At 62.3% G+C, this 15,443-nt stretch carries 15 protein-coding genes; 7 read left to right on the top strand and 8 right to left on the bottom strand.

What is annotated here, in order from left to right; genetic code table 11:
* Positions 1-84: 84 nt before the first annotated feature.
* Genes BBI10_RS11710 through BBI10_RS11700 form a run of 3 tightly spaced genes read left to right on the top strand, consistent with a single transcriptional unit; the run spans position 85 to position 2,152 of the window.
* On the top strand, positions 85-708 hold the full coding sequence (locus tag BBI10_RS11710) for a hypothetical protein (protein WP_065988757.1): 624 nt from the start codon (positions 85-87) through the stop codon (positions 706-708).
* A 57-nt stretch (positions 709-765) separates the two neighbouring features.
* Complete coding sequence (locus BBI10_RS11705) at positions 766-1,389, top strand: cytochrome b/b6 domain-containing protein (RefSeq protein ID WP_065988664.1); 624 nt, start codon at positions 766-768, stop codon at positions 1,387-1,389.
* Positions 1,382-2,152: a molybdopterin-dependent oxidoreductase gene (locus tag BBI10_RS11700; protein ID WP_065988663.1), complete on the top strand. Its 771-nt coding sequence runs from the start codon at positions 1,382-1,384 to the stop codon at positions 2,150-2,152. Before BBI10_RS11705 ends, BBI10_RS11700 begins: the two co-directional genes overlap by 8 nt.
* A gap of 728 nt (positions 2,153-2,880) precedes the next feature.
* Here the strand turns inward: BBI10_RS11700 and BBI10_RS27190 are convergent.
* From BBI10_RS27190 to BBI10_RS11675, 6 genes are all read right to left on the bottom strand, one after another.
* On the bottom strand, positions 2,881-3,228 hold the full coding sequence (locus BBI10_RS27190) for a hypothetical protein (RefSeq protein ID WP_141695163.1): 348 nt from the start codon (positions 3,226-3,228) through the stop codon (positions 2,881-2,883).
* 513 nt (positions 3,229-3,741) lie between these two features.
* Positions 3,742-4,566 (bottom strand): iron uptake system protein EfeO, encoded by an 825-nt coding sequence (efeO, locus tag BBI10_RS11695; protein ID WP_065988662.1) that lies wholly within the window; start codon positions 4,564-4,566, stop codon positions 3,742-3,744.
* Positions 4,567-4,592: 26 nt separating this feature from the next.
* Positions 4,593-5,909: an iron uptake transporter deferrochelatase/peroxidase subunit gene (efeB, locus tag BBI10_RS11690; protein WP_065988661.1), complete on the bottom strand. Its 1,317-nt coding sequence runs from the start codon at positions 5,907-5,909 to the stop codon at positions 4,593-4,595.
* Between the two features lie 65 nt (positions 5,910-5,974).
* The gene (gene efeO, locus BBI10_RS11685; protein WP_065988660.1) at positions 5,975-7,186 is read right to left on the bottom strand and encodes an iron uptake system protein EfeO; all 1,212 of its coding nucleotides are present in this window, start codon (positions 7,184-7,186) and stop codon (positions 5,975-5,977) included.
* 8 nt (positions 7,187-7,194) lie between these two features.
* Entirely contained in the window at positions 7,195-8,076 is an 882-nt protein-coding gene (gene efeU, locus BBI10_RS11680; RefSeq protein ID WP_065988659.1) for an iron uptake transporter permease EfeU, read from the bottom strand.
* A gap of 197 nt (positions 8,077-8,273) precedes the next feature.
* On the bottom strand, positions 8,274-9,152 hold the full coding sequence (locus BBI10_RS11675; RefSeq protein WP_065988658.1) for a LysR family transcriptional regulator: 879 nt from the start codon (positions 9,150-9,152) through the stop codon (positions 8,274-8,276).
* On the opposite strand from BBI10_RS11675, the gene BBI10_RS11670 reads away from it, so the two are divergent.
* The 3 genes from BBI10_RS11670 to BBI10_RS11660 are packed head-to-tail and all read left to right on the top strand — an operon-like array spanning position 9,130 to position 12,311.
* Positions 9,130-10,620 (top strand): citrate:proton symporter, encoded by a 1,491-nt coding sequence (locus BBI10_RS11670; protein WP_141695162.1) that lies wholly within the window; start codon positions 9,130-9,132, stop codon positions 10,618-10,620. The genes BBI10_RS11675 and BBI10_RS11670 overlap by 23 nt on opposite strands.
* Positions 10,621-11,997 carry an acyclic terpene utilization AtuA family protein gene (locus BBI10_RS11665; protein ID WP_065988656.1) on the top strand — a complete coding sequence of 459 codons (1,377 nt, stop codon included), beginning with the start codon at positions 10,621-10,623 and terminating at the stop codon, positions 11,995-11,997.
* Positions 11,994-12,311, top strand: a complete 318-nt coding sequence (locus BBI10_RS11660; protein WP_065988655.1) for an AtuA-related protein — start codon at positions 11,994-11,996, stop codon at positions 12,309-12,311. The genes BBI10_RS11665 and BBI10_RS11660 overlap by 4 nt, the downstream gene beginning before the upstream one ends.
* Positions 12,312-12,691: 380 nt before the next feature.
* Here BBI10_RS11660 and BBI10_RS11655 read toward each other — a convergent pair whose 3' ends face one another.
* Positions 12,692-14,032: an ATP-binding protein gene (locus BBI10_RS11655; RefSeq protein WP_065988654.1), complete on the bottom strand. Its 1,341-nt coding sequence runs from the start codon at positions 14,030-14,032 to the stop codon at positions 12,692-12,694.
* Positions 14,029-14,769 carry a response regulator gene (locus BBI10_RS11650; protein WP_065988653.1) on the bottom strand — a complete coding sequence of 247 codons (741 nt, stop codon included), beginning with the start codon at positions 14,767-14,769 and terminating at the stop codon, positions 14,029-14,031. Before BBI10_RS11650 ends, BBI10_RS11655 begins: the two co-directional genes overlap by 4 nt.
* A gap of 306 nt (positions 14,770-15,075) precedes the next feature.
* Between BBI10_RS11650 and BBI10_RS11645 the strand changes: the two genes are divergently transcribed.
* A complete protein-coding gene (locus BBI10_RS11645) occupies positions 15,076-15,339 on the top strand; it encodes a DUF2790 domain-containing protein (RefSeq protein WP_065988652.1) in 264 nt (87 codons plus the stop codon).
* The last annotated feature ends 104 nt before the right edge of the window (positions 15,340-15,443 follow it).

Below are 15,443 nucleotides of genomic sequence, written 5' to 3'. Positions count from 1 at the left end.
GCGGGTACAGGATGGCCGTCATGCAACACACATGACCCTCAGCTTCACCTTTCCCCAACTGCCTGAAGGAATCCACCGATGAAGATGAAGACAGCCCTGACCACCACGTTCGGCATGCTGATGCTCAGCGCCGCCGTCATGGCATCCGCCGCCGGCATGGCCGCCGGTGACATGCCGGTGGTCAAGCCACTGCGCGGGACGGTCGACAGCGTCGACAGCAACACCCTGAATTTCACCACCCGTTCCGGCGCCCATCAGAGCATTGGCCTGACCGACAAGACCGGCATCCGTCTGGTCTCCAAGGCCGACATCGCGTCGATCAAAGCGGACAGCTTCATCGGCTCCGCCGCCACTCCACAGCCCGACGGCACGCTGAAGGCCCTGGAAGTGACGGTGTTCGAACCGAGCCTGAAAGGCAGCGGTGAAGGCCACTACGGTTGGGAAAACGCTGACGGCACCACCGGCACCATGACCAATGGCACCGTCGGCAAGCTGAGCGGCAAGGCCAACGGCCGTACCCTGAGCGTCGGCTACAAAGGCGGCGAGAAGCAACTGGTCGTGCCGGAAGACGTGCCCATTGCCTACGTGCAGTCGGGCAAGGTCGATGAGCTGGTCAAGGGCGCGAAAATCGTCGTGTTCCCGGGCGAAGACGGCAAGACCGCACGCGGTGTCGCGGTCGGCAAAGACGGCTTCCAGCCGCCGATGTAAGCGGGTTGCGGCGTCTCACGGCGCCGCTTTCACCGAATCCGTGATGAGTCTCGCACCATGAAAAAAACCAGAATTCATCCATGGCCCATCCGCCTGACGCACTGGATCAATGCCTCCGGCATGGTCTGCATGTTCATGAGCGGGTGGGGCATTTACAACGCATCGCCGCTGTTCAGCTTCACGTTCCCCCGGGATTTCACCCTGGGCGGCTGGCTGGGCGGCGCGCTGGCGTGGCACTTCGCAGTGATGTGGCTGTTGGTGATCAATGGCTTGATCTACGTGCTGTATGGCTTGTTCACCCGGCATTTCAAGCGCGACTTCCTTCCGGTCACCCCCAAGGCCGTCAAGCGCGACATGCTCGATGCGCTGCGTTTTCGACTCAAGCACGAGAAGGGCGTCTACAACGCCGTGCAGCGCCTGATGTATTGGCTGGTGCTGGCCGCCGGCGTGTTGATCGTGCTGACGGGGCTGGCGATCTGGAAGCCCATTCAGTTGCAGGAATTGACTGCCGTGTTCGGCGGCTACGACTTCGCCCGGTACGTGCATTTTGCGGCGATGGCGTTCATTGGCGCGTTCGTGGTGGTGCATCTGGCGTTGGTGCTGATGGTGCCGAAAACCCTGATGCCGATGATCACCGGCGGTACGCGTGGGATTGAGAGCGGGAAGGTCGAGCATGATTGAGCCTAAGAAACGCGCCATTGCGCGCATCAAACTGGAGCCGGCCCAGCAGATCCAGCTGGAGAGCCTGCAGCGTCGGCATTTCCTGAAAGGCGGCCTGACCGTGGGCGCGATGGCGATGCTCACCGGTTGCAACCTGCAGGACGGCGATCAGGTGGATAAGGTGCTGTGGAGCATGTCGCGCTGGAACGATCGGGTTCAGGCCTGGCTGTTCAGCGGGCAGAAGCTGGCGCCGACGTTCACCAAGGATCAGGTCCGCACTCCGTTCCCGTTCAATGCGTTTTACAGCGAGGATGATATTCCGGAGCTGGACACGGCGGACTGGAAGCTGGGTGTGTCGGGGCTGGTGCGCGACAAGGCGCCGTGGACGCTGGAGGGGTTGCGCACGTTGCCCCAGCGCAGTGATATCACGCGGTTGATTTGCGTTGAGGGCTGGAGCGCGATCGGGCAGTGGGGCGGTGTGCCGTTGCGCACTTTCCTGGAGCATGTGGGGGCGGACACGACGGCGAAGTTTGTCGGGTTCAAGTGCGCGGATCGGTATTACTCGAGTCTGGATATGCCGACGGCGTTGCATCCGCAGACGCTGCTGGCGCTGGATTTCGCCGAGGTGGCGCTGCCGCCGGAGTATGGTTATCCGTTGCGGGTGAGGGTGCCGACGAAGCTGGGGTTCAAGAATCCGAAGCACATCGTTGAGATTGTGGTGAGCAATGATTATCCCGGGGGGTATTGGGAAGATCAGGGGTACAACTGGTTTAGCGGGATTTGAGCCCGGGCTTTTTAGGATCAAGATCAAGATCAAGATCACAAGCGTCGGCCTAACGGCCTCGGGTTTCGCCTTCGGCGAGTTACTTGGAAAAGCACCCCAAGTAACCAAGGGTGCCTGCTCCTGGTTTGGCCCGACTTCGTCGGGTTCCCTCACTCCGACGACGCTCCGTGGGCCCGCGCCGAACGGACATCCATGTCCTGACGGCGCTCTCGCGGCATCCATGCCGCTCGGCCCACTCCGCGTCGTCTGCGTTCGGCCTGCACCCAAGTCGCGTTCTGCGGTGTCTGAGCTTTTTGCGTATGAAGATCAAAAGCGGATCAAAAGCGGATCAAGGGCGGATCAAGGGCGGATTGCGGTCTGAGGATACTGGGGACTTGTGGGAGCGAGCTTTCTCGCGAAGGCAGTGGTACAGCCGCCAAATAATTGGTGTTTGAAATGCAGCATTCGCGAGCAAGCTCGCTCCCACGGGATGGGGGGGCGGTCAGCAAAATTGCTGGCGCCTGGGCTGGCCTCTTCCCGGCTAAAGCCGGTCCCACTGAAAGCACCGCGTTCTCCCTGCTGATCGTGCCCACGCTCTGCGTGGGTATGCATCTGAGGGCGCTCCGCGTCCATCCCCGGCTAAAGCCAGTCCTACAAACACCGCGGTCACGGTAGGACTGGCTTTAGCCGGGAAAGCGTCGATGGTTCCACCGCAAAAGCTATGGTTCCCAGCTACCTTGAAGTATTCACTAGCTGTTTTCGATTATTTGCGACTCACCCGGCCCACGCCACACTATTCTGCGGTACGGCCCGCTCAGCATCTTATTTTCTCTCAGGAATTCAAATACGTCGGCAGGACACCAACCTGGACCCGCGGAAAAGCAAACTCCCGCATCTCGCAACTTTTCAAAAACAGTTATTTTTGAGCTTTGATTTGGTGTGATCAAAGCCATCAATTTCTTTTCTTTATCTGGCGCCGGGACGAAACCTAACGCTACGAGTAGGTCAATCACACCATCATCTATGACTTTCACTGCTATTACTGATGGCGAGGCTTCCACAACATAGGCCTTTGTAGTGTTTCTTGTAGTATTCACTTCACAATCACCGTTGTAATAGTCTGATCGTCAAGCCGCAAAACGGATGGCGAGCGATCCGGCCTCTTCCCGGCTAAAGCCGGTCCTACAACCACCGCGGTCATCGTAGGACCGGCTTTAGCCGGGAAGCCCTTGATCTGCTTTTGATCTTAATACGCAAAAGGCTCAAACACCGCCAATCGCGACTTGGGTGCAGGCTGAACGCAGGTTTCGCGAAGTGGGCCGAGCCGCAGGGATGCGGCGAGAGCGCCGTCAGGGCATGGATGCCCGTTCGGCGCGGGCCCACGGAGCGAGGCCGGAGTGAAGGAACCCGACGAAGTCGGGCCCAACCGGGAGCAAAGCGTTTTTGGTTACTTTTGGGGCGCTTTTGCCAAAAGTGACCCGCCGTAAGGGCGGAACCATAACTTCAGCTAACACAAATAATGGATAGAGCTCCAATCCAACAAACGGCGCACCCATAAAAAAGCCCGCCTGCCGATCTCTCGGCAAGCGGGCTCTTCACTACCTGAGGAATCAGTTCAAACCCAATTTCCCGCGCATCTGCGACAGATCTTCAGCCAGCGTATTGACCGGACCCGCCAGCGCCTTGCGGTCCTGCTCCTTCACCTTATCGTACGTCTCGTAGCCACCGTCCTTGGTCTTGTACTTCGCCAGAATCTTGTCCACCGTCGCAAAGTTCTTCTCGACCTTCGCCACGAACGACTTGTCCGACTGCTCCAGCTGCGGCTTGAACAGATCGACGATCTTCTTCGACCCGTCAACGTTGCCCTGGAAATCATACAGATCAGTGTGGCTGTAACGATCTTCCTCGCCCGACAGCTTCGTCGCCGCCACTTCTTCCATCAGCGCAGCCGCACCGCCTACCACCTTCTCCGGCGGGAACGTCATGTCCGCGATGCGCGACTGCAGCTCTTTCACGTCAGCCAGCAGCTTGTCCGCGAACACGCCCTGATCCTTGGTGGAATTCTGCGAGAACAACGCATATTCCAGACGGTGGAAACCGGTGAAATCGTCGGCCTTCACGCCGTTTTCGTGATCGTCCTCACGGGAGTCGATCGACGCGTCCAGTTCGCTGAACAGCTCGGCGATCGGCTCGATCGACTCGTACGACAGACGCGTGGTCGGGAACAGCTTCTTCGCCGTTGCCAGGTCGCCTTTCTTGATCGCGTCGGTGAACTTCTGGGTGTCGGCGGCCAGGGTGTCGACGTTTTCCGTCACGTAGATTTTGTAGTCCGAAACCGGCGTGACCAGGTCCAGCGGCGCGGTGGCAGCGAACGCGGACATCGATGTCTGCAATACGCCAAAGGTAAGCAACAACGCGAGAGGCGACTTTTTCATAGAGCTCTTCCTGTGAGGTAAGGGTGTCAGGCAGTTTTTGTTGTCTGGGCAGAGGCGGCCAGCAGCGACCGGCCAATGAAATCGTTGTTGTCGACCACGCCCGGCAGGGTGAAGAAATAACCGCCGCCGATGGGCTTGAGGTACTCCTCCAGCGGCTCGCCGTTGAGGCGTGTCTGCACGGTAATAAAGCCTTTCTCCAGATCCGCCTGATAGCAGATGAACAGCAGGCCCATGTCCAGCTGACCGTTCTTGTTCACGCCGTTCGAGTAGTTGAACGGGCGACGCAGGATCAGGTTGCGCTGGGTCTCCGCCGTGCGCGGGTTCGCCAGGCGGATGTGTGAATCCAGCTTGGTGATCTTGCCTGCCGGATCATTGTGGTAATTCGGGACGTCGGCTTCGGTCTTGCCGTCCATCGGCGCGCCGGTGGTTTTGACCCGGCCGAAGATGGCTTCCTGTTCCTGCAGCGGGGTACGGTCCCAGCGCTCGACGAAGTTGCGGATGATGCGCACCGCCTGATAGCTGCCATTGGCGGCCCAGGCCGGTTCGTCGCTGCCCGGTTGCACCCAGACCAGCTCGTTCATGGTCTTCTGGTTGTTCGAATCCGGGTTGGCCGAGCCGTCGCGGAAACCCAGGAAGTTGCGCGCGCTTTCCGGGGCCTGGCCCGGTTTCAGCGGGGCCTGGGCAGGCACGGTGCCTTCCTGTTTCCAGCGCACCAGCAGCAGGTCCGGCAGGTTTTTCACGATGTCGCGCAGGGCGTGAATGTTGCTGTCCGGGGCGTTCGAGCAGAACTGAATGCTCAAGTCGCCGTGGCAGCACTCGGCCTCCAGCGCGTCGTTGGGGAAACCGACCATGCGCTGCAAACGCTTGGGCTTGACGGGTTCGAGACCAAAGCGGTCGTCGAACAGCGAGTCACCCACTGACACGGTGATGGTCAGGTTGTCAGGCGTGACCACCGGGCCGAGGATGCCGGAATCGAGCGGTGGCAGTTTCGGGTCGACCTGGGGCACGGCCCCGCCGGTCATGAGAAACGTGATCCGCTCATTCAAGGTGCGGAACATGCGCTCAAGGTCTTCGCGGTCCTGCGCCAGCACGTCGAAGGAGACCATCATCCCGGCGGCAGGGCGCGGGTTGACGATGCCGCTTTGATGCTGACCGTGGAACGCGTTGTGGTCCTGGGTCTTTTCGCTTTTCGGTGCTTCGGTGACCTGCGCCGGCGCGGTGGCGGCGAACGCGTTACCGGTCAGGCTGGCACCGGCCACCGCTGCGCCTGCAGCGCCAAGGCCCAGCAGGACGCGGCGACGGTCAGTAGAGATCGGCGCGTTTTTTGAATCGGAGTCTTTCATGTGAATGCTGTCTTCGCTCTGGTTTCAAGGCCAGGCGGGCGCGTGGGGCGCCCGCCCGGGCACGCTCACAGGCCTGAGAGGCCGAGGGCCGGATCGATTCCATCGAGTGCGTCGGCCAGTGCCTTGGCCTTGTCTGCTATTTGTTTTCGTTGTTCGGTGCTGACCTGATCGTACGGTTTGAAGCCGTCGGCGGTCTTGAGCATCAGCAGCTGGTCATCCAGTGCGGTGCTCGCGGTGTCGATCTTTTTCAGCACGTCGCCGGACGTCTTGGTCAGCAGCGGACGCAGCAGGTCGATGACCTTGCGCGTGCCTTCCAGGTTGGCGGCAAAGCCGTTCACGTCGAGGTGGCTGTAGCGTTCTTCTTCGCCGTTGTTGCGGACCTCGGCGATGCTGCGCATGTTGCGCACGACCATGCTCGCCAGTTGCTCCGGGGCGATGCTCTGGGCCAACAGTTGCTGTTTCAGGCTGGCGATGTCGGCTTGCAGCTTCTGCACGACCGGCGTCAGGCCATCGACGGATTTCTGCGAGAACAGGCCGAATTCGAGGCGGTGGAAGCCGCCGAAGCCTGGATCCTGTTCGCGTTTCTCGTAGTAGTCGGCGCGGGCGTTGATCGCGTTGTCCAGCTCGGACAGGCGCTGGGCTGCAGGGGCGATACGCTGATAGGCGGCACGGGCCGGCGCGTAGGCTTTTTGCGCCTGGGCCAGATCGCCGCTGTCGATGGCTTGTTGCAGATCGTTCGTTGCGCGGATCAGCGCGCTGCTCTGGGTGCTCAAGTAGACGCGGTATTCGGACAGCGGGCCGATGAAGGCGACCATCGACGGCCGCGCTTTGGCGGCGGCGTCCGACTCAGCGGTTGGCGTCACGTGCAGGGTGCCGCGCGGGTTGCTCAGCAAGCCGCAGGTAATCGCGTAGTCGCCTGGCTGCAGGTTGGCGTTGATGATCTGGCTCAGGCCCGGAACGATGTTTTCGCGTTCTTCCACCACCAGCACGCCGTCGAGGATTTCCCACTCCACGGCGCGATCCGAGGCGTTGACGATGCGGAAAGCGTTCTTGCCGGCCGGCACGGTGATCGAGTTCGGCTCGCAGCTCTTCGCGTTGATGGTCACGACGGTTTCATTGCCGCTGTTGGCGATGCGCTTTTTCTGCGCGGCCTGGGAGGCGAAGTAGAACATGGCGCCGGCGGCGATCATCAGAATCACCGAGCCTGCAACGGCGAACTGCAGGGCGCGTGGGGGCTTGGCTTTCTTCGGAGGAAGGCCGTTGGCAGTGGAGTTCATGAGTGCCCTTATTTGTTCGTAACTGAATTCGTAACTGAAGAAGTGTGGCCGTGTTCATGGGCCGGGCGGGTGGGCAGACTCACCACCCGCGCCTGAGGCTTGAAGAACAGGAACAGCGCAAAGAACAGGTACGCCAGGTACGCCACCAGCACGCTGACGGTCGGCGCATCCTGATAACCGAACATGCCGGCCAGCACCGAGCCGGTCGGGCCATCCATCGGCAGGGTCGCGCTGATGTCGAAGACCACGTCCTGGAAGTGGTTCCAGACACCGGCTTCGTGCAGCGAGCGCACCGAGTTGGCGAGAATGCCCGCCGCGACGACGAGGATGAACAGGCCGGTGTAGCGGAAGAACTTGCTCAGGTTCAGGCGCATGCTGCCTTTGTAGATGCCGACGCCGATGCACACCGCGATGATCAGGCCGAACAGCGCACCCAGCGGGCCGGACATGCCTTCGCTCTGCTGGAAAACGGCGAGCAGGAAGAACACGGTTTCGAGGCTTTCGCGGGCGACGGCGAAGAACACCATGCCGATCAGCGCGTAGGTCTGGTTTCTCGACCCGGCCAAGGCGGCGTCCAGGGACTGGTGCAGGTCATGTTTGACCGACCGGGCGACTTTGCGCATCCACACGACCATGGAACTGAGTATCACCACGGCGACGAGGCCGACAATGCCTTCGAACAGTTCCTGCTGCTTTTGCGGGAATTCAGCACTGACCATTTCCAGGCCACCGCCGACGAACAGCGCCAGGGCGACGGCCAGAAACACGCCGATCCACACCGCGGGCATCCACTCGCCACGGCCGGTCTGTCTCAGGTAACTGGCAATGATGCCAACGATAAGCGCGGCTTCAATCCCTTCGCGCAGCATGATCAAAAAAGGAACGAGCATTTATCACCGGTGCAGATCTGATAGGGTGTGCGACGTGAATGCGTCAGGTAGCCATTCGCATTCAGCCATTGTGTAACATAATGATACTCATTATTGAATGGGTGTACTGGTTTTTTTGAAAAAACCTGCTTGCTATGCAGGTGTTCAGGTGCGGTTCAGGTGGTGGGCGAGCGGCAGGCTGCAAGAGGTGGTGGCGTTCACAGGGCGGCTTTCATTGTTTCGACGAATCGCTGCGCGGCGGGGCTCAGGCTCACGCCCGCTCGGGTAATCAACCCGATCTCCCGACACACCCCAGGATGCTCAACCCGCACCTGCGTCAAATCGCCGCGGCCTTCGTCGGCGGATTCCGGCAGCAGCGTCATCCCCAGGCCCTGCCGCACCAGCGCCATGACCGTCGACATGTAGTTCGCTTCCAGCCCGGGCGTCAGCACAAGCCCTTCTTCGGCAAATAACTGTTCCACCCGCTCGCGCACGCTGCTGTCGCGGCCGGTGAGGATGATCGGCTGCCCGGCAAGCGCCTGCAGGGTGACCGAGCGCTCCCGTGCCAGCGGATGATCTGCGGGCACGAACAGGCTCAGTCGGTCCACCATCACCACGTCGAACGCCAGGCCGTGACCCATGCGGGCCCGCACCCCCAGCCCGAAATCCACTTCGCCCTCGCGCACCAGCGCATCGATCCGTTGCGCCACCACGTCACGCAGGCGCACCTCGACACCGGGAAACTGCTCGCGGAAGGCCTTCAGCAGCGGCGGCAGCGTGCCGGAACACATCGACGGCAGGGCAGCGATGGTCACCACGCCCCGGCGCAGTGCCGCCAGATCCCGCGAGCCACTGACGATGTTGTCCAGGTCCAGCAGCAGTTTCTCCATGGGCCCGCGATTGTTCTGGCCGGCAGCGGTCAGGCTGACCTGGCGCGGGCTGCGCTCCAGCAAGGCGACGCCGAGCCATTCTTCCAGCTGCTGGATCTGCACGGTCAGCGCGGACGGCGACAGGTTCAGCTCCAGCGCCGCTTTGGCAAAGCTGCCGGTATGGGCAACCGTGAGAAAGGCGCGGATGTGCTGGATCGAGTTCTTCATGGCGTTGTTTTCCACGGTTTCGTCACGGCAGTTGATTCGGTTTTTCCGAACGCAGGGCGCCGAACATTTCAATTTACAAAGCTTACCCCCGTTTCGATACTCGATGAAAACAACAACAGCTCGTCCCGCCGCCCGCCGGTCAGGGATGACGAAGGATCACACCATGCTCGCCACCCTCGGTGTCATTACCATCCTCTGCCTGCTCGCCGCCGTCATGAGCAAGCGCCTCTCGCCTCTGGTTGCCCTGATTGCTTTGCCCATCATCGCCGCGCTGATCGGCGGATTCGGGCTGCAAACCAGCGGCTTCATCATCACCGGCATCAAGAACGTCGCCCCGGTGGTCGGCATGTTCGTCTTCGCCATTCTGTTCTTCGGGGTGATGACCGACGCCGGCATGCTCGACCCGATCATCGACCGCATCCTGCGCACGGTGGGCACCCGTCCTACGCGGATTGTCGTCGGCACCGCACTGCTGGCGCTGCTGGTGCACCTCGACGGTTCCGGCGCGGTGACCTTTCTGGTGACGATCCCGGCGATGCTGCCGCTGTACACGCGGCTGGGCATTGATCGGCGGATTCTGGCCTGCGTCGCGGCGATGGCGGCGGGGGTGAATTTCCTGCCGTGGACCGGGCCGGTGCTGCGCTCGTCGGCGGCGCTGCACGTGCCGGTATCCGAGCTGTTCCAGCCGCTGATTCCGGTGCAGATCGTCGGCCTGGCGTTTGTCTTCTTCTGCGCCTGGATGCTCGGGCGTCGTGAGGAAAAGCGCCTGGGGCTGGGCCGCTTTCAAACCACCGCCGAGCACATCGATGTGGTGCCGCAGCGGGTGCTGACCGAGCAGGAAGCGGTGCTGCGCCGGCCGCGTCTGTTCTGGCTCAACCTGCTGCTGACCATCGTGGTGATGGCAGTGATGATTTCCGGCTGGGTCGATCCGGTGGTGATGTTCATGGTCGGCACGGTGCTGGCGCTGTGCATCAACTACCCCAACGTCGACGCCCAGCGCGCGCGCATCGATGCCCACGCAAAAACGGCCCTGACCATGGCCAGCATTCTTCTGGCGGCGGGGGTGTTCACCGGGATCATGCAGGGCACTGGCATGCTCAAGGCCATGGCCGAAGTGGCCGTGGCGCAGATACCGGCCGGCCATGGCAAATTGATTCCGATGGTGGTGGGCTTCCTGTCCATGCCGCTGAGCCTGCTGTTCGACCCCGATTCCTTCTATTTCGGCGTGATGCCGGTGATCGCCGAAGTCGGCCGCTCCCTGGGCGTCGATCCGCTGCAAGTGGCGCAGGCGTCGCTGCTGGGCGTGCACACCACCGGCTTCCCGGTCAGCCCGCTGACACCGGCGACCTTTCTGCTGGTCGGCCTGTGCAAGGTCGAGCTGGCTGACCACCAGCGCTTCACCATTCCGTTTCTGTTTGCCGCATCGGTGCTGATGACCCTGACCGCACTGCTGCTGGGAGTGTTTTAAATGAAGACATTACGTATCGGCTCCGGGGCCGGTTATTCCGGTGACCGTATCGAGCCTGCGGTCGAGCTGGCCGAGAAGGGCGAACTGGATTATCTGGTTTTCGAGTGCCTGGCCGAGCGCACCATTGCCCTGGCGCAACAGGCGCGGCTCAGCGATCCCGAAGCCGGTTTTGACCCGCTGCTGAGCGAGCGCATGCGCCGCGTGCTGCCGTTCGTGGGGCCGGGGCTGGGCTCGGCGCGAGAGGCGGGGCAGCGTCGACTGCGGCTGATCAGCAACATGGGCGCGGCCAATCCGCTGGCGGCCGCGCGGGAAGTGCGGCGCATCGCGGTTGAGCTGGGTTTGCATGGGCTGAAGGTCGCGGCGGTGACGGGGGATGACGTGCTGGCTGTTCTCAAGGCAAGTCCTGAGCAGATGCTGGATAACGGCGCGACGATTGCTTCGTTGGGTGATCGCTTGATCTCGGCGAATGCGTACCTGGGCGCCGAGGGGATTGTCGAGGCGCTGAGGGCCGATGCCGATGTGGTGATTACGGGTCGTGTGGCGGACCCTTCATTGTTTCTCGCGCCGCAGCTCTTTGAGTTCGGCTGGGCAGCAGACGACTGGACGCGGCTGGGACGCGGCACCTTGATCGGCCATCTGCTGGAGTGCGCCGGGCAGATCACCGGCGGCTACTTCGCTGATCCAGGTGTGAAAGAGGTGCCAAATCTGGCGCGCCTCGGGTTTCCCCTGGCGGAAGTCGACGCCGAGGGCAGGGCGGTGATCAGCAAGGTCGCGGGCTCCGGCGGGCGCATCGACACCGCCACCTGCACCGAGCAGATGATGTATGAAGTGCACGACCCGGCGGCGTACCTGACCCCGGACGTGACGGCGGATTTTTCCGGTGTGTCGTTCCATCCAGTTGCCACCAACGAAGTGCGGGCTGAAGGCGCCGACGGCCGTGCGCGACCCGAGACGCTGAAGGTGTCGGTGGGCTATCTCGATGGCTGGGTCGGCGAAGGGCAGATTTCCTACGGCGGCCCCGGCGCGCTGGCCCGGGCGCAACTGGCGCGGGACGTGGTGCTGGAGCGTTTGCAGCTGACCGGCGTGGTCTTTGAGGACGTGCGCGCCGAACTGATCGGCGTGGACGCGTTGCACGGTGCGGCGCTGGGTTCGCGGGCTGCGGCCGAGCCATGGGAAGTGCGCCTGCGGGTCGCCGCCCGCTGTGCAGACAAAGCCGAGGCCGTGCGCATCGGCAATGAAGTAGAAACCCTCTACACCAACGGGCCGTATGGTGGCGGCGGCGCGACCAAGGGCGTGCGGCAAGTAGTGGCAGTGGCGTCGCTGCTTTTGCCGCGGGATGCCGTCAAGGCGCAGGTTCATCTGGAGGACGCATCGTGAGTCGTGTGAAATTGCGCGAACTGGCCCATTCCCGGACCGGCGACAAAGGCGATACCTCGAATATTTCGGTCATCGCGTTCAACGCGGAAGACTATTCGCGGTTGCTGCAGGCGCTGACGGTCGAGCGGGTGGCTGCGCATTTCGCCGAGCTGCTGGGGGGCGATGCCTCTCGGGTGCTTCGGTATGAACTGCCGAAGGTGCATGCCCTGAACTTTGTGCTGCCGGGCATTTTGAAGGGCGGCGTCACACGATCCCTGGCCCTTGATGCCCACGGCAAGGCGCTGGGGGCGGCGCTGCTGGATATTGACGTGTGAGGCTGCGAGTTTTGCGGTGCAGCGGCCGACGCCTTCCCGGCTAAAGCCGGTCCTACGCGGGCGCGGTGTGCCAATGGTGCCGGCGCCAACCGCAATTTTTGTAGGACCGGCTTTAGCCGGGAACAGGCCATCGATCACGGCGCATTCGCCGGATGGACCCACAATCCGATCGTTCCCACGCTCCGCGTGGCAACGCCGCCCCGGACGCTCTGCGTCCAATCCCGGTCGAAGCTGGTCGTGCTGACTGCACGCGGTGTTTTCAGTGGGACCGGCTTTAGCCGGGAATGCGCCGGGCGTCATACTGCAGAATGTTCAGGGCTCACATCGGCCTCTTCCCGGCTGAAGCCGGTCCCACCAGGGATGGTCATCGTCACCACCCTCTAAATATCCGTGATCTTCACCGCCCCCGTCGCTATCCGCGCGGGCAGTTTCAATTGCGCGCACAACCCGCCGCCTTCGCGATTGGTCAGGGTCAATGTGCCGCCTAACGCGATCGTCAATTGCTGTGCAATTGCCAGGCCCAGGCCGGTACCGCCGGTGTCGCGGTTGCGTGAGCTTTCCACGCGGTAAAACGGTTTCAGCACTTCCGATAATTCCCCTTCGGCGATGCCCGGCCCGCGGTCGAGCACGTGCAGCGACAGGCTCTGGTCGGCGTGGGCAATGACCTGAATCTCCGCCGCCCCGCCGAACTTCAACGCGTTGTCAGTCAGGTTGACCAGCACCCGGCGCAGGGCGTGGGGGCGGGTTTCGATGACGGCGCCGGTTTTGCCGTGCAACTGCACGTCGCGGCCGACGTCCTGGTAGTCGAACACCAGGCTGTCGAGGAATGAATCCATGTCCACGCGCCGCGCCGTCTCGGTGGATGTGTCCATGCTGCGCGCATACGCCACGCCTTCCTGCACCAGGTGCTGCATCTCGCTCAGGTCGCTCCACAGCTTGTCCTTCTCGACGCCATCGTCCATGAACTCGGCGCGCAGTTTCATCCGGGTGATCGGGGTTTGCAGGTCGTGGGAGATTGCCGCCAGCAGTTGCATGCGCTCCTTCACGTAGGTCGAAATCCGTTGCTGCATGGTGTTGAACGCCACGGCGGCGAAGGCCACTTCGGTCGGGCCGGTTTCATCCAGGCGAATGCCTTCGCCGTTCGGGTCCAGGTTATCGACGGCGTGGGACAGGCGCGTCAGCGGGCGAATGGCCGTGCGCACGGCCAGCCAGGTGCAGGCAAACAGCAGCACCAGTTGGCCGATCAACAGCAACGGCAGCCAGGGTGACAGCGGCGTGATGCGCGGGTGCATGTCAATTGTCAGCGGGCTGCCGTCTTTCAGCGTCAGGTGCGCTTGATAGTGCAGTCGGGTGTCGGGAATGTCCGTGAACGTCAGCGCGTAATCGCGGCCGAGGCTTCGCTGCATGGAATGCACGGACATCGGCGCGTTGCTCATATCCATCGGGGCGCCGGTCTCACCGCTACCCAGGATGTAGCGACAATTGGGGCTCTCAAAACGCGGCAGCCAGGCTTGACGCTCGTCGGCGGGCAAGCGTTCCAGAACGGCAACTGCGTTACTCAAGTCCCGTTCCAGATTACCCAGCATCAGCGTCATTGCGCTTTGGTAGCGCTCATAGAATTGCAGGCCAAACGACAGCCCGTGGGCCAGCACCAGGCTGATCAGGAAAATCAGCGAAAGCCGTGACGCCAGGGTGCGCGGCCATCCAAAGCTCAGCTTCATGGGCTATCCCCGAGAATTTCCACGGCGTAGGTAAAGACGTAACCCTCGTTGCGCACGGTCTTGATGTAGGCCGGGTCGCGGGCGTCGTCGGCCAGGCGCTGACGCAAGCGGCTGACCAGCAAGTCGATGGAGCGGTCGAACAGATCGGCGTCGCGGCCCTGGGTCAGGTTCAGCAGTTGATCGCGACTCAACACACGCTGAGGGTGATCGAGGAAGGTGCGCAGCAGGCGGTATTCCGCGCCGCTGAGGGTGACCACTGTGCCCTGGGCGTCGAGCAAGTGGCGGGCGGTGGTGTCCAGCTGCCATTTGCCGAAGGCCAGCAAACGACCGGCTTCGGTGACGATCAGGTTCGGCGGCAGCATGCGGGTGCGGCGCAGCACGGCGTTGATCCGCGCCAGCAGTTCCCGGGCGGCGAAGGGTTTCACCAGGTAGTCGTCGGCGCCCATTTCCAGGCCGATGATGCGGTCGGTTTCGTCGCTGCGGGCGGTGAGCATCAGCACGGGTGTGGTTTTGTGCTTGCCGGTGCGCAGCTCGCGGCACAGCTGCAGACCGTCGTCGCCGGGCATCATGATGTCGAGCACGATCAGGTCGACGGGCGTCGACTCCAGAAACGCGCGCATCTGCCTGCCGTCCGCCACCACCGTGGTGCGCAGGCCGTTCTTCTTCAGGTAGTTGCCGACCAGCTCCCGAATCTCGCGATCGTCATCGACAATCAGAATGTGATCGACGTGCTCCATTGCCGCTGCTCCCGCGTTCATTGATGTGTGGCGCATCTTAACCAGTCGCGCGTGACTTGCCTGCTTGCGTTTGTATTCCACTGTATCTGGCGCTGCCGGGCATACATGGGCATGCAAAAGGCGGGTTTTCGGCGCGAATGTATCGCTGTGTATCTGCAGCGGGCTCTGACACGTGAGGATGATTTTCCGGCCGTTCGCGACACAAGCGAGATACCTGCGGGGCGTTCAATGGGACCCATCGAGACGACAGACGCACACCGCCTCGACCCCCTAACCGAATGACCCCATTGAATACCGGAGCACATCATGAACTGGAAGAACCTCAGCATCGCCACCCTGTTTGCCGCCCTGAGCCTCAGCGCTCTGACCGCACAAGCCCAGCCCGTTGCTCAAGCGCACACTTATATGTACGGCGATCACCTGGACATCGCCAAGGCCCTGTCCACCGAAGTCGATTCGACGCCGGTGTGCGGCGTGGTCAATGCCCACCTGCGCTACCTCGATTCCCAAGGTCAGCAGCAGACCCTGAACTACGAAACCGTTGCCCAGAACTGCCCGCAGGACAACTGAGGCTGGCCGGTAAAGGCGACACGCAAGTGGGCGGTGATCGGGCGGCAGGAGTAAGCTGTGCTCCTTTTTGACTGCCCGCGCCCACGCGCCGCCCAGGACCTGAC

It is taken from the genome of Pseudomonas graminis, assembly GCF_001705435.1.
GTDB lineage: Bacteria > Pseudomonadota > Gammaproteobacteria > Pseudomonadales > Pseudomonadaceae > Aquipseudomonas > Aquipseudomonas graminis_B.
This window is presented reverse-complemented; position numbering and strand designations above follow the sequence as displayed.

Bases quoted from the DNA above. Each gene is read 5' to 3' on its own strand.
- BBI10_RS11675 (WP_065988658.1), bottom strand. From the start codon at position 9,152: ATGAAGAACTCGATCCAGCACATCCGCGCCTTTCTCACGGTTGCCCAT.
- BBI10_RS11710 (WP_065988757.1), top strand. From the start codon at position 85: ATGAAGACAGCCCTGACCACCACGTTCGGCATGCTGATGCTCAGCGCC.
- BBI10_RS11650 (WP_065988653.1), bottom strand. From the start codon at position 14,769: ATGGAGCACGTCGATCACATTCTGATTGTCGATGACGATCGCGAGATT.
- BBI10_RS11705 (WP_065988664.1), top strand. From the start codon at position 766: ATGAAAAAAACCAGAATTCATCCATGGCCCATCCGCCTGACGCACTGG.
- efeO (WP_065988662.1), bottom strand. From the start codon at position 4,566: ATGAAAAAGTCGCCTCTCGCGTTGTTGCTTACCTTTGGCGTATTGCAG.
- efeO (WP_065988660.1), bottom strand. From the start codon at position 7,186: ATGAACTCCACTGCCAACGGCCTTCCTCCGAAGAAAGCCAAGCCCCCA.
- efeU (WP_065988659.1), bottom strand. From the start codon at position 8,076: ATGCTCGTTCCTTTTTTGATCATGCTGCGCGAAGGGATTGAAGCCGCG.
- BBI10_RS11700 (WP_065988663.1), top strand. From the start codon at position 1,382: ATGATTGAGCCTAAGAAACGCGCCATTGCGCGCATCAAACTGGAGCCG.
- BBI10_RS11655 (WP_065988654.1), bottom strand. From the start codon at position 14,032: ATGAAGCTGAGCTTTGGATGGCCGCGCACCCTGGCGTCACGGCTTTCG.
- efeB (WP_065988661.1), bottom strand. From the start codon at position 5,909: ATGAAAGACTCCGATTCAAAAAACGCGCCGATCTCTACTGACCGTCGC.
- BBI10_RS11645 (WP_065988652.1), top strand. From the start codon at position 15,076: ATGAACTGGAAGAACCTCAGCATCGCCACCCTGTTTGCCGCCCTGAGC.
- BBI10_RS11670 (WP_141695162.1), top strand. From the start codon at position 9,130: ATGTGCTGGATCGAGTTCTTCATGGCGTTGTTTTCCACGGTTTCGTCA.
- BBI10_RS11665 (WP_065988656.1), top strand. From the start codon at position 10,621: ATGAAGACATTACGTATCGGCTCCGGGGCCGGTTATTCCGGTGACCGT.